The 14,086-nt window shown below is 52.5% G+C and carries 8 protein-coding genes; 4 read left to right on the top strand and 4 right to left on the bottom strand.

The annotated features are described in order from the left end of the window. Positions 1 to 459 precede the first annotated feature (459 nt). From HG66A1_RS09605 to HG66A1_RS09590, 4 genes are all read left to right on the top strand, one after another. Positions 460 to 1,428, top strand: a complete 969-nt coding sequence (locus tag HG66A1_RS09605) for a DUF1559 domain-containing protein (RefSeq protein WP_145182672.1) — start codon at positions 460 to 462, stop codon at positions 1,426 to 1,428. Between the two features lie 109 nt (positions 1,429 to 1,537). Beyond that, complete coding sequence (locus HG66A1_RS09600) at positions 1,538 to 2,032, top strand: hypothetical protein (RefSeq protein WP_232106790.1); 495 nt, start codon at positions 1,538 to 1,540, stop codon at positions 2,030 to 2,032. Positions 2,033 to 2,095: 63 nt separating this feature from the next. Beyond that, positions 2,096 to 4,261, top strand: a complete 2,166-nt coding sequence (locus tag HG66A1_RS09595) for a G8 domain-containing protein (protein WP_145182669.1) — start codon at positions 2,096 to 2,098, stop codon at positions 4,259 to 4,261. Between the two features lie 847 nt (positions 4,262 to 5,108). Next, the gene (locus tag HG66A1_RS09590) at positions 5,109 to 6,197 is read left to right on the top strand and encodes a bile acid:sodium symporter family protein (RefSeq protein WP_145182666.1); all 1,089 of its coding nucleotides are present in this window, start codon (positions 5,109 to 5,111) and stop codon (positions 6,195 to 6,197) included. A gap of 173 nt (positions 6,198 to 6,370) precedes the next feature. On the opposite strand, the gene HG66A1_RS09585 is transcribed toward HG66A1_RS09590, so the two are convergent. From HG66A1_RS09585 to HG66A1_RS09570, 4 genes are all read right to left on the bottom strand, one after another. Further along, positions 6,371 to 11,680 (bottom strand): CheR family methyltransferase, encoded by a 5,310-nt coding sequence (locus HG66A1_RS09585; protein ID WP_197997066.1) that lies wholly within the window; start codon positions 11,678 to 11,680, stop codon positions 6,371 to 6,373. Between the two features lie 326 nt (positions 11,681 to 12,006). After that, positions 12,007 to 12,591, bottom strand: a complete 585-nt coding sequence (locus HG66A1_RS09580) for a DUF3365 domain-containing protein (RefSeq protein ID WP_145182660.1) — start codon at positions 12,589 to 12,591, stop codon at positions 12,007 to 12,009. Between the two features lie 308 nt (positions 12,592 to 12,899). After that, positions 12,900 to 13,463, bottom strand: a complete 564-nt coding sequence (locus tag HG66A1_RS09575) for a DUF3365 domain-containing protein (protein WP_232106789.1) — start codon at positions 13,461 to 13,463, stop codon at positions 12,900 to 12,902. Positions 13,464 to 13,541: 78 nt separating this feature from the next. Continuing rightward, on the bottom strand, positions 13,542 to 13,961 hold the full coding sequence (locus HG66A1_RS09570; RefSeq protein ID WP_145038866.1) for an RrF2 family transcriptional regulator: 420 nt from the start codon (positions 13,959 to 13,961) through the stop codon (positions 13,542 to 13,544). Between the last annotated feature and the right edge of the window lie 125 nt (positions 13,962 to 14,086).

Raw genomic sequence — 14,086 nt, 5'->3', positions numbered from 1 at the left:
GGTCTGAAACAGGAACGCATTGAACTGAGAATTGTGCGACGACTGGAAACCGCGTAAGCGGCTTAATATCAGCACCTTACACACAAGAACTGACCATAACCCGGGTTCCCTGTCGGGAACTCGAGCGAAGCGAGAAACGCCAGTTCACTTCGATGGTTTTCCTGGTCTAAAATCAGTCACAAAAGCTGAGAAACAGCCGGCTATCAAAAGACGTATTGATCCAGAATGCCTTTTTTTCAGGGATCTCTAACGATCCCCCTTGCATTCAAATACTGACCGACTATCCTCTGGGTAGTGAGACTGAATCTCACTCTCAACCAAAACAGAAATCATCCCTGTTGTGATTCCCTGCCAACATCTCAGCGATGCCAGCCCCACCGGAATTGCTTCCAGACAACCCCCGCGACTGAAACGGTCTGCCTGTGTGTTGTCGATTTAAGATCTACTCCGGAGATTCCCATGTCCTGTTCGCAATCCAACCGTGCGCGCCGCGGGTTCACTTTAATTGAGTTGCTGGTCGTAATCGCGATTATCGCAATCCTCATTGCACTGTTACTCCCTGCCGTTCAACAGGCGCGTGAAGCGGCCCGACGTACGCAATGTAAGAATAACCTCAAACAGATCGGGCTGGCGTTGCACAACTACGCAGGCACCCACCAGATCTTTCCGTTAGAGACTTACTACGGACAGCGCGCTGATGGATCCTTTCACTACAACAGCTGGATCCCACAGACATTGAGCTATTTCGATCAGGCATCTCTCGGAAACATCTACAACCACGATTACTCCTTCTGGGATACCGAAAACCAGGATGCGATCGAAACCAAACTTACACTCTTTGAATGCCCGTCTACTCCAGGTGGCACACAGATGACGCCGGAATTACGCATGCGTCTCTCCAGCGGCTGGACCATCGATGCCAACCGAGGCGCATTTACTTCGGACTACGCCGGTCAGCGGGGAATTCACAGTAACTCTCATCAGGTGTATGTGCCTGGTGCCGCCGCGGATTCCAATCTGGGGATCTTTGGTGGCGGGGGATCTGGGAAACGGTTTCGCGATATCGTCGATGGCACATCGAACACAATCATCGTGCATGAATCAGCGGGACGATCACAGTGGATTTACAAGGACCGCACATCGGGAACCTTCGTCACGAACAACCCCGAGTTTGGAGGCTGGTTTGATTACTGGGCAGGCCCCTGTGCCGGCTGGATGTATGGCTTTGAAGACGATGGCGTCACACGCTATGGGCCGAACTTCATCAACTCGACCAACAAGTGGGCCAATCCCCTCTCCTTCCATACTGGAGGCGTGCAGGTGGCACTCGCCGATGGGTCGGTCCGCTTCCTCAGCGAAAATATGAGCAATCTCACCTTTATCGCCCTCTGCACCTACGGAGGCGGAGAAGTTGTAGGCGAGTTTTAAACAACGCTTGACCTGGTTGAGTTGAGGAAGCCGGGGAACTGCCCGCGGGGTCCACTGTTGCTTATTCTCTTACCGTATTACTTGTCACCATGTTAGCTGGAGTGATTCCGTGAAATCGTCTGTTTTCAATGTCCCCTGCAGCATCGCGTTATTGAGCCTGTTGCTGTTCTCTGGTTGTGGAAATCAGGATCCGCGGCCTGATTTGCAGACGGTGGAGGGAATATTGACCATCAACGGAGAACCGGCAACAGGAGCCGTGATGGTGTTTTATCCTGCCGATGGCGAGGAATTTGATTCACGCGGCACCAGACCACGGGCCAAGGTGGATGAAAAAGGGCATTTTCAGCTCACCACCTATCAGCATGGCGACGGCGCCCCTGCAGGAGAGTATCAGGTGGGGATCCTCTGGTTCGATAATCCGAATTCCGATAAACCCTGGAACAAACTGGGGAAAAAATATTCGATCCCCCAGGATTCAGAGATCACCATTACCGTCGAAGAAGGAAATAACCAGTTGACACCGATCGAACTCGAAAATGTTCAATTGACGAAGCGACCGGTCCGCAAGCGTAAAACGCAGGACGCCGACCAACTGGATGAATAACACAACCTGCTCACAGCAGCCCAACATAGCCACAATTCGCAAATCGTTTTAAGAAGAGATTCCATGCATCATTTCCCATCAAATCTGCTCGTGCATTTCCTCGCTGGACTTGCCTGTCTGGTCACTGGAGCTTCGCCCCTGCTGGCACATGAAACGCATAACCATGCAGAAATGAAAGTCATTCACTCCGCTCAAAGCGGACCATGGTCCTCCCCTGAAACCTGGCAGGGAGGCAAAGTTCCTGGCGCTGGTGCCCAGGTCTTAATTCAGCGTGACCACAAGATCGTCTATGATGTGGATTCGAAAGACGTCATTCGTGGCATCCAGATTTCGGGAACACTCAAATTCGCATCTGATCGCAATACCCGACTCGAAGTCGGACTGATTCGGATCGAAGACCTCGATCACTACTGTGAAGAAGGCTTTGATTGTCAGATGGTCGTTGAGTCGGACGGAAAGAACGCGAAGAACGCATTTTCGTTCGCGCGTCCTGCCCCCACCCTTGAAGTGGGTCGGCCTGATTCCCCCATCCCCGCGAAACATACGGCCCTCATCCGCCTGCACTACATTGAGGGCATGAACAAAGAGACCTGCCCGGCCATCATTTGCTGCGGCGGACGCATGGATATTCATGGTGCTCCCCTGGAACGTACCTGGGTCAAGCTCCCTTATCAGACTGCCAAAGTCGGTGAAGCGCGGGTCGTGATGCCGTATCCCCTTCCCGGCTGGAAAGTCGGAGACCGCATCATTCTTTCGGGCACTACCAGACAGTTTGGCTACATTGGCACCCGGCACCGCAAATCTGGCGACGACAACAGCGTTGCGGATAATCCCACGACGGAAGAAAGAGTCATCACCAGAATGCGGCATTGGGGCGGCTTTGATTCGAAGTTGCAGATCGTCAGCTTCGATAAACCGCTGGAGTTTGATCACCTGGGAAGTGGTGAATACCGGGCCGAAGTGGCCAATCTTTCCCGTAACGTGATTGTCGAGTCAGCCGACCCGGAAGGGATTCGCGGACACACGATGTATCACGCTGATTCCAAGGGCAGCATCAGCTATGCCGAGTTTCGTCATCTGGGGAAGAAAGACACGCTCGGAAAATACCCTATCCACTATCACCTCGTCGGCGATTCCATGCGTGGCAGCAGTCTGACGGGGCTCTCGGTCTGGGACAGTCATAACCGCTGGATCACGGTCCACGGAACCCAGTACCTCGTGGTCAAGGATTGCGTCGGTTACAAAAGTGTCGGCCATGGATTTTTCCTGGAAGACGGAACCGAAGTTTATAATATCTTTGACCGTAATCTGGCGGTCCAGGCACTGGGCGGTAAACCGCTTCCCAAGCAGGTGCTGCCTTACGATTTAAACCTGGGATCCGGGTTCTGGTGGGCTAACAGCTTGAACACCTTCACCAGAAATGTCGCCGCCGAATGTGATGAAGACGGCTTTCGTTTTGAAGTAGTCGAACGGAAAGACTTCAACCCGACCCTGCCCATCCTGCAAAAAGATGGTTCCATGAAAGAAGTCGATATCCGCACTCTGCCCTTCGTTCGCTTCGATGGAAACGAAGCACACTGCCAGCGACTGTTTGCCATCAACCTCGGCGGTTTTGCCGGGGGAAGATTCAACAAGGAAGACAGTGATGTCGAAGGCATCGGCCCCGACTACCAGCATCCGTTCCTGTTGCGGAATACCAAAGTCTGGGATTCGCACTGGGCCTTCCACTGCGGGACTCCCTGTGTTCGCATTGAAGATTTCGAATTGCACGATTGTGCTTATGGATTATGGCGTTGTGTCATGCACCGACATGAGTACCGTCGTTTGAATTTTTCCGAAGTCAACACCACCGTCTTCTTCCCGCGTGCCGCCGGCGACTCCGACTATGCGTACTCCCTGAAAGACTACTTCGACCTGGAACCCATTGACGATTTGCCCCCCGTCACGGTCATCACTCACATTGAACCGCAGCAATCCGGGCAAGTCCTGGTTCGCGGCGTCACCTCAGATAATTATGACGTGAAACAGGTCAAGGTGAATGAGCAACCGGTGCGTCCCACAGCAGCCAACTTCCAGGAATGGGAAATCGTCCTGCCTGTTCCCGAGTCTGGCAACCTGCGCCTCGTCACCTCAGCCGAAGACATGAAGGGAAATCAGGAAATGCTGCCGCACCAGGTAAATTATTCCCAGCAGAGCAGTCTTACCAATCATCTGCTCAGCGAGAAGTAAAACAGTCAGCGACTGGCGCTGATTCTCGATCAGCGCCAGTCTGTGTCGATCAGGTTGTGTACTGGATTTTCTGCCCGTCTTCTTGACACGTGATCAGGGCAGTAGGTTCTTCGGAGCTCCAGGCATGGCTTTTATCTCTGCCACCCTGGTCTGGCCTGTGGTCGTATTTACGGTGTGCCTCTGACTGGAAGCGACGGATCGCAGTTAGTTTTTTACGGCCTTCATTATTTCTGACCGTAACGGAATCGCGCTGATCAGTCGCTTTCAATATCTCCAGCAGGACGGGGCCTGCCTTGGGTGTGAGACCTGATTTTCAAATGCGTCTCCGAATATCTCACTCCCATTCAGATGCCGGCTTCGAGTACCTCGCTGGCCCTGATGCCTACAACTCTCTCTGGCAATCTGTCAGGACTTGAAATTGAATATCCGATGGCCATCGTCACTACTAGCGGTCTGAATTAATCCTCTTACCCATACTTCATAGTTGGGTTGAAGCGGAGAGTCCCGTTCCAGCCGCTGCATCACAAAACTGAAGACCAGGCGGAATCATTTTCTCTTGTCACTCCCATCTCCTTATCTGCTGCGCCGTATCTGACGGGTATTAAAAGACATGAATCACCGCACCTGTTTTCTAAACTCGAATTAATTTGATTACCGGTTTTCAATCGCAGGCTGAAGTAATAATGTAACCAGCGAGCCGAGTCGAGACTCGCGATTGCCGGACGGTGATACAAGTACCTCTCAGACTGGGACTCAAACGGACTTTTTTCGTATCCCTCAGCGCTGCACGAACGGATGACTCTGTCCGGATTCTGACTGTTATCTTGGAAGGATAAAGAGAAAACGCATGAAATATTTAATCAGAGTCTCGAGATTTGTGCATGCCCGTTTTATCTGGCTGTTGCTCGGCTCTTACCTTGTCGCGGCTTTTTTCCCGACACTGGGACTTGCCATCCGTTCGGTCTCCTGGGGCACAATCAGCCTGCCCATGCTCATGCTCGGTTTTTTATTATTTAATGCGGGGCTGGGCGTCGACCTTTCCGCACTCAGAAAATTAAAAGGGGATCCACTCCCCCTGGCCTTGGGTTTATCGGCGAATCTGATCATCCCGATTTGCTATATCGCCCTGGTAATGCTCACAATGCAGTTGTGGCATAACCCCGATGAAGTTCAACATATCCTGGTGGGCCTGGCTTTAGTCGCTTCAATGCCAATTGCAGGATCATCCACTGCCTGGTCGCAGAACTCGAATGGCAATATGGCAATCAGCCTGGGGATGGTCCTCTGCTCAACGTTTCTCAGCCCGCTCGCAACTCCACTGGCCTTGCATGCAGTCGGGTTCATGACCACCGGCGACTATTCCGAAGACCTGCATGAGCTGGCGGGTTCGCAGACCGGCTGGTTTCTGCTGATTGCGGTCATCCTGCCTTCCGCCTTGGGAATTCTGTGTCGCCAGCTCATGGGGAAAGAGCGAGTTCAGGCCCGCAAAGCCAATTTGAAGCTCGTCAATTCATCAATTCTGCTTCTGCTCAACTACTCGAATGCCTCTGTTTCATTACCGCAGGCGATCGCCAGTCCCGATCTCGACTTTCTTGCAGTCACCCTGGTGATTACATCCTTCTTGTGCGTGACTGCGTTTTTCGCTGGCTGGGTGATTTCCCGTTTACAGCATACCAGTAAAGCTGATCAGATCGCTCTGATGTTTGGTCTGGGGATGAATAACAATGGCACAGGCCTGGTACTGGCCTCCATGGCGTTAGCCGATCACCCGGGCGTCCTACTGCCTATCATTTTTTACAACCTGGTACAGCACCTGATTGCCGGCCTGGTAGATCATTGGATGTTCTACCGCCCCGGTGACGATGATTCATCTGACTATCCCAAAACCGGAAAACTGTCAGACTACTTGCATAAACTTGTACCACGAAGATGTTGATCCGCATTTCTATGCCCGACAGGCTGATTCTGCGATAATACTTGCAGGAGAATACAATATGCCTGATCGCCACAAAGACCGTGGTCCCCCCACAAAGTCAACGGCTGCATTAAGGTGGAGCCCAGTGCGTGTTATACAACACTTTAAGCGTTTCGCTCATCGCCCCGCGTTGATCAGGTTGTGTGCTGCGTCAATCGGGAGACCATTTCAAACAGCTCTCTGGCATCGATGGGCTTGCTCAGGTAGTCATCGCAGCCCAGTTCCAGACAGCGTTTCATGTCCCCCTGCATCGCATCGGCAGTCAGTGCGACAATCGGCTTGCGATAGCCGATTTCACGCAGGCGGGCCGCCGTCTGATAACCATCCATCCGGGGCATCTGCATATCCAGCAGTATCAAATCTGCAGTAGATTCACGCTGCAACTGCTGCTTGATCAGTTCCACGGCCTGCAGACCATCTTCCGCAAATTCGGTCTCAGCACCGGCTCGTTGCAGCAGCAGTTTCGCCAGATGCCGCACATCGCGTTGATCATCGACGATCAGGATCCGGCAGTTTAACTGGTATGTATCCAGCATACTGACCGGCTCCGGTGTATCCGTTTTCAGCTGCGGTTGGATCAGTTTCACGTGATCGCCCGGAGGTAGCTGGATGGCGCAGGTGAACGTGCTCCCCTCTCCCGGTTGGCTCGTTACGGAAATGATTCCGTTCAGCATATGAGCCAGTCGCTGACTGATGGCCAGCCCCAGACCGGTTCCCCCATATTTTCGCGAAACGGAAATGTCCCCCTGGCTAAACATCTGAAACAGACGCGCCTGCTGTTTTACCGACATGCCGATACCGGTATCAATAACAGATATTGTCAGGGTCGCATCCTCCGCGCCACTCTGATAGTCAATCACAACGCGAACACTTCCCTGCTCAGTGAATTTGATTGCATTACTGATCAGATTCAGCAGGATCTGTCGCAGTCGCTTAGGGTCACTCTCCAACTGTTCCGGAAGGTCGCTGTTAAACTCAATGAATAACTCCAGGTTCTTTTCGCTGGCCCGAACCTGCATCATTGAACGCACATCCGATATCAAGCCCATGAGTGAGAATGGCTCCCGAAAGATTTCCAGTTTGCCAGCTTCGATTTTAGAGAGATCCAGAATGTCATTGATGATATCCAGCAGAAAATTGCCGTTGCGTTTGATGTTCTGTAGATAACTGGCTTTTTCCTGATCCTGTTCCATCCCGATCAACAGGTCTGTATACCCGAGAACCGACGTCATCGGCGTGCGGATTTCATGACTCATATTCGCGAGGAAAGCACTTTTGGCAATGCTGGCCTGCTTGGCCTGTTGTTCGCTTTTGCGCAGTGTTTCTTCAACTTCGCGTTCCTGGGTAAAGTCCCAGTTGAGGCCGAAGATCTGCATCACATTACCCTGCTGATCCCGGAAGATTTCCCCTACACCGGCCACCCAGCGAACCCGACCGTCAGGACGAATGATACGAAATGTCGTGTCGTAGTTTTTGACGCCCTGAATCGCATCTCCCCAGGCCTGCTTTAAACCGGGAAGATCTTCTTCGTGGACGCAGGAGAAAAACGTTTCCGGACAGGCTAAAGTGCTCCGCGGAACCCCCAGCAGTTCATAGAGTTCATTAGACCAGAAACTTTCCTCCGGTCGCCATTCCCAGGCAGCCAGGCCGCCTGCCTTGAGCGCCATCAGCAGCCGCTTTTCGTTGGACTCCAGTTCCTGCTGCATTTGTTTCTGACGGGAGATGTCAAAATTCATACCCACCCAGCGCAGCACCTCCCCCTCTGAATTAAGCTGGGGAACCGCACGCACCGAAGTCCAGGACCAGCCGCCGTCGCGATGACTCAGACGGTACTCACAAGACAGAGGTTCCCGCTCTTCAAAAGCGGTCTGCCATTGAGTGAGTGTCCGTTCCCGGTCATCAGGATGTATCGCATCTACCCAGCCTTTGCCTTTCCATTCCTCATAGGTCTGGCCGGTAAACTCGCGCCACGACGGGGAATCTTCTTCGGTTTTTGCATCCGGAGTCATCGTCCAGACCATGTGCGCCGAAGCTTCAACCAGTGCCTGGGCACGACCTTCCGTGTCTCGCAGGGTTGCCTCCTGCTGACGTCGTTGACTGATGTCTCTCAGGCAGATCGTAAAAAAATGTTTTGATTTTTCGAGCTGTGTCACACTGATTGCCAGCTCCGCCGGAAACTCCGTTCCCGTTTTATGCAGGAAAGACAGTTCCAGGTGACGACCGACCAGTTCGGATTTCCCCGTCTCCAGAAACCTTTGCATCTCTTCTCGATATCGCGGCCGAAACTCCTCAGGCAATATCAGGTCGCACAGGGACTGGCCAAGCGCCTCCTCTTCTGTATAGCCAAACGTTCGCTCTGCAGCAGGATTGAAATCCTGAATACGCCCTTCGGCATCCATCGTCATGATGCAATCGATGGCCGACAACAATACGGCATTTTTCTGCGCGATTTCATCGTACAGCTGATTCTGTATCCGGCAGCGGCTGATAAACGATCCGATCTCATGACCGATCGAATTAAACATGTTCAGCAGCAGGGGATCGGGCTGCAGTTGCTCTGTCGTATAAAACTCCATCATGCCCAGACAGGTCCGGTCTGAGACCACGGGGATGGCAATTCCGCTGGACAGGCCGCTCTTGCGGGCAATTTCATTCCGGTTAAACCATACCAGATTATGAATGTCCTCACACCATTCCGGCTGCAGACTCTCCCAGGTACGACCGGGTAATCCCTCTCCGCGGGCGAACTGAATCGTCTGGTTGCTGTTCAGAAATTTGCGGAATTTTTTAGTGTTGGTCACTACGCTGGTTTCCAGGCAGAGCCGCTCCTGCTCGGAATCTGTCAGCCAGAGCAACCCCACACTGGCCTGCAGGCATTTGCGGATGGTTTCCAGAATCGAGGTATCGATTTTTTTTAAGGAATCCGCATCAGACAGCAGTTGCGTAATTGCATGTTCGGTTTCCAGGCGGATTTCTGCCAGCTTGAATTCCGTCACATCCATGAAGGTGACGATCATCCCATCAAACACCCCTTCACTTTCATAGGGGAGCACGCGACGCAGCAGCCATTTCCCGCTTTTCAGCTGCAGTTCGTCCTCAAAAGGCAGGCTTTTTCGATCAATACTTTCTATGGAAGGAAGTTTGGGCATGCGTTTGGCGAGGTGCGTGAGATCCGTCAGTGGTCGTCCGAGATCCGATTGATTCAGGTTGTAGATTTCGATTGCTGAAGGCGTAAAGCTCTTGATCTGCAGTTCACGGTCCAGAAAGATGGTCGCGATGCGGGTGCCGTTCATCAGGTTTTCCAGATCCGCCTGGGCGCGGCCCAACGCATCCATGCTGACCTGGATTTCTTCTTTGGACGTTTCCAGTTCCTCATTGGCAGACTGGAGTTCCTCGTTGATTGACAACAGCTCTTCATTCGATGATTTCAACTCTTCATTCGAACCTTCCAGTTCCTGAATGCTGTTTTCCAGCTCGGTTTGTGTTCGCTCCAGTTCCGATTCCAGTTGTTCGATCACCGACTCTGCATCGATCGTCCCCGCATTCGACTCCTCCGGAAGAGAAGCCTGCTGTATAATTGATCCGAGATCTTCAAATGCCACCAGAAACAGAGCCGATTCCTGGCTGACTTCCGACAGTGGATGCACCACCAGCCGTGCCCGCCGCAGTTCTTCCCCCATTTTAAAAGTCAACGTGTCAACGAGCACTTTCTCGCGCGTTTTGCTGGCTTGCGATAACGCCGAACGCAGTCCGCTCCGCAAACCGGAACGCGTCATTTTAATCAGGTTGTTATGAAAACTTCCTTCCGGAAATTCCAGAAACTGTTCAATGCCCGCGGATGTCGTCAGGAGATTCGCATCTTCATTCACCACCGCATACCGGGGAGAATATTCGGCCAGAATGATCTGCTGAGCGATACCGGGCAACTCCGTCAGGGGTACTTCCCGGTTATCAATTTCAACCGCAGGATTCCGGTTGCGATGCGGCGTATATTTTAAAGCGGAGGCACGAACCGGAACGGACTTGCGCTGGGAGATGCAATTTTTCTTATCCAGCGGACGGAACATTTCCGAGTGCATTTCCAGATTCTCGGAAGGTCCGAGGAACAGGTAACCATTCTGCCTGAGAGCGAAATGAAACACAGAGACCAGCTTCTGCTGCAGATGGGTATCCAGGTAAATCAGCAGATTACGACAGGAAATCAAATCCAGTTGTGAGAAGGGAGGATCACTGATGAGATTATGCGTAGAGAACACACATAAATCGCGGATTTCCTTCTTCACGCGGTATTGTTTCCCTTTTTTGCTGAAAAAACGTGTCAGCCGCTCCGGGGAGACATGCGCTTCAATCGATGTCGAATACACGGCCTCCCGCGCAATCTGCAAAGCCCGTTCATCGATATCAGTCGCGAAGACATGCATCTCTACATCCAGCGCAGTTCGTTCACGTGCTTCATACAGCAGGATTGCCAGCGAGTACGCTTCCTCTCCCGTGGCACAACCGGAAACCCAGACGCGAATCGGCGTATCAGCGTCCCGGTTTTCAAACAGCCGGGGGAGATAGTCCCGGGCCAGCACAGCAAATGTTTCCGGATCCCGAAAAAAGGAAGTAACGCTGATCAGCAATTCACGAAACAGTGACTGTACTTCATCTCGATTCTCCTCGAGATGTGCAAGATACTGACTGACATCATGCAGCCGCGAGATCTGAATCCGACGTACGATCCGCCGAATCAGGGTTCCCGTTTTATAATGATGGAAATCGTGATCCGTCTCCTGCAGCAACAGGTTACAGACTTCTGGCAGATGTGCTTCCACCTGTGTCTGCAAGTTTGATTCTCCCTGCTGAGGCGCGCGGTCCAGTTTCAGACTGGAGAGACAAGCCTTCAATTCTGCAGGCATTTGTTCCGGTTGCAGCACATAGTCGGCCTTCCCCGCAGTGATCGCAGCGGCAGGCATTTCAGTATGCCGGGCAGAATCCGGATCCTGTACCATTGTCAGGCCGCCGGCCTCCTGGATCGCATGCAGCCCCTCGGTTCCATCGTTGTCCGTTCCCGAGAACAGGATGCCCACGGAATTTTGCTGCAGCTGTGCCGCCAGTGACTGAAACGAAGGCGTAATTACCGGCGTCCCCTGACCTGTCTGTGGCACCGCCCTGACAGAAAACTCAGTTTCAGCGTTGAATGCGAAACTGGAGTGTGGGGGGACAATAAAAACATGATCCGGCTGTAGAGGCGTATCCTGCTCAATCAGTGAGACAGGTAGTGGACTGAGCTTATGCATCGTTTCCAGCAGTGTATCAGCCCCTTCCGGGAGCATATGCTGAATAAGCACAATCGCATAACCGGGGTTTGAGTTGATTGTGGAAAAGAAGCTGCGCAGGGCATCCTGCCCTCCGGCGGAAGCACCGATGCCCACTACGATCAGAGGAGCGTTATCTTGCACGTGTTTTTGATCCATAAATTCCGGCTTACAGGCCCGTAACAAACAGCAGTTGTTTCATACATTGCACAGGAATTCATCGATTCATGTTTGAATGCTCAAAGCGGTTTTATCAGGTTATTGCAGGTACTCCGGAGAGACAGGCGTAAATAAGGTAGATTGAAATAGTGGAATCAGTTTCGCTTTGAAGATCTCCACTAATGCATACTCTACATCTGTCAGCACAAGGATTCAAGAACTTAGCAGGTGCTTCACCAGCAGTGCGACACACTGACTTACCTCGGGACGTTTTTATCCGGTTCTATAGAGCCCGGTCATCGGCTGCCCGACTATTTATGCTGCGCTTTAACCGGGATGGAAATGATCAAGCCTGCGAAGCGATCTTTGGTATTCTTTTTTCCAAACCCGAGATGACAGGTCAGACAGCCATGATTCATTAATGAAATGGCACCAGCCCGCTGGTAGACGCCGTTCTCGATTCGCTCATAGGCCCCTTTCCCGGCTGCGATCTCCCGGGCCGCCTGTTTTTCGAATTCCGTTTCCGGCTCATGATCGACACTCATGGCGTTGGCATTCACGGCAATCCACCGGGCTTTGATGTTTTCATCCGCTGCCAGGTCCGCAAACATCCGTTCCATCACACGCGCCGGCACCGGCGCTGTCGCACTGTTGAAATAACTCCGATGCATCGCATCCAGCGTGGCCGAGTAAAAGCGGTGCGCCAGTCGGGCGCGCTCACGCGCCTCGGGAAGTGACAGTTGAGAAGCCGCTTCCTCTGAGTCGTCTTGCTTTCCTTCCGTCGGAGAAGTAGTTTGTTTTGCCTTCTCCTCCGCGGGAGGCTGGGCCAACGTAACCACGGCCAGGGGACAGGCACTCAACATCACAATAACCAGACAGTTTCGTATCGCTCTCATCGTTCTCTGCCTCCTGGTAAGTCACTGCACATGAAGTGCGTCTCAGCGAAAATCTCAAACTACATCGAACATTCGGAATTACTTGTCTTGAGTGGGTATAAAAAAAGACCCGCCCAATAAGTTAAGCGCCAGTCATTGGGCGGGCCCGTTACTCCGGGACTATGCGAAAAACCGAAGCAACTAACCGTGAAGGCTGACGTGAATCTAAATTAACCTTGTTTACAAATCAAGTTTGGTGCCCTGAATCTCGAGGGATTCACGGGGATTGTCCAAGTCCATTACATAGCAATCAGCATGCTTCGACCGGCTCATTTCTCTTTCTCCGCTGCTTTGAGGGGCATCGAGATGACCAGCCCGGCTACCCGCGCCTCGTTACTTTTTCGCATCGGCAGATGACATTTCAGGCACTGTGAAGCCAGCCGGATGCTTCCCGTAAACTGATACTCTTTGTCGGTGACCTGCTCAAACTCGTCCTTCCCCGCCGAGAGCACTTTAACCGCCTGTTTCTCAAATTCCGTCCGCGGTTCATTGTCGACATTCATCGCCCGGGCGTTCACAGCCAGCCAGCGTACCTTGATGCCCTGGCTCCGCTTCAGTTCCTTAAACACATCTTCCAGCGAATGCGAGGGAATTACCCGGCTCTCCTCTTCCTCGAAGAAGTCCCGATGGATCACCTGCAGCGCACCATGCACGGTTTCATGTAAAATGCGTGCCCGGACCCGGGCCTCAACGGCGGTTGTCGGATATTGCATCTGTCTCGGCGGATCCGCTTTCTGCTGAGATTCTTCCGCAGGCACCTCTTCCAGCAGCAGGAACAGACTGGAAAGAATCACCAACAGAATACCCGCTTGCAGCATAAATTTCAGACTCAATCGTTTTCGCCTGCCTGTCTGCATCGTTTAATCCCATCTCATAAATGGAGTACTCATCGTAGGGAAAACAGATTCGACCTAAGTCACCTGTTTCAGTTGTCTGCGGGAAGGCGCCACATCTGCCAGGGTCACACTGTTGAGATACTCCCGTTGCAGCCGTTCCGCTTCCGCCAGCACGCCCTTCAATTTACAGAAAGGCTGGATCACACAGACCCCCTCGGTCCCCACACACTCCAGCAGATGCAGGTTCCCTTCAAAGCGTTCGATGACTTCCCCCAGTCGAATCTCGTCCAAAGGCACCGCCAGTTCGATCCCACCTCCCAGGCCCCGCACGCTACGGATGTATCCAAAGCGGGATAACTGGTTGACGACCTTCGCCACATGATTGGCTGAAATGTCAAACAGGGCCGCGACCTCTGCTACGGTCGCTCGATCATCGCGTGAAGCGAGATACATCAGCGTTCGCAACGCATAATCGGTCTGGATGGTAAGCTGCATGATTCAACCTCTGACTTAAACATGTATAAGTGATGCATCTTTTGCCAAATATAGACCCCGGGGTCCCCTTTGTCAATCAAAACCAGCAGCGGGAAGATTTTCGTGTTCACCTGACAAAAAACCGA

This window comes from Gimesia chilikensis (assembly GCF_007744075.1).
GTDB lineage: Bacteria > Planctomycetota > Planctomycetia > Planctomycetales > Planctomycetaceae > Gimesia > Gimesia chilikensis_A.
This window is presented reverse-complemented; position numbering and strand designations above follow the sequence as displayed.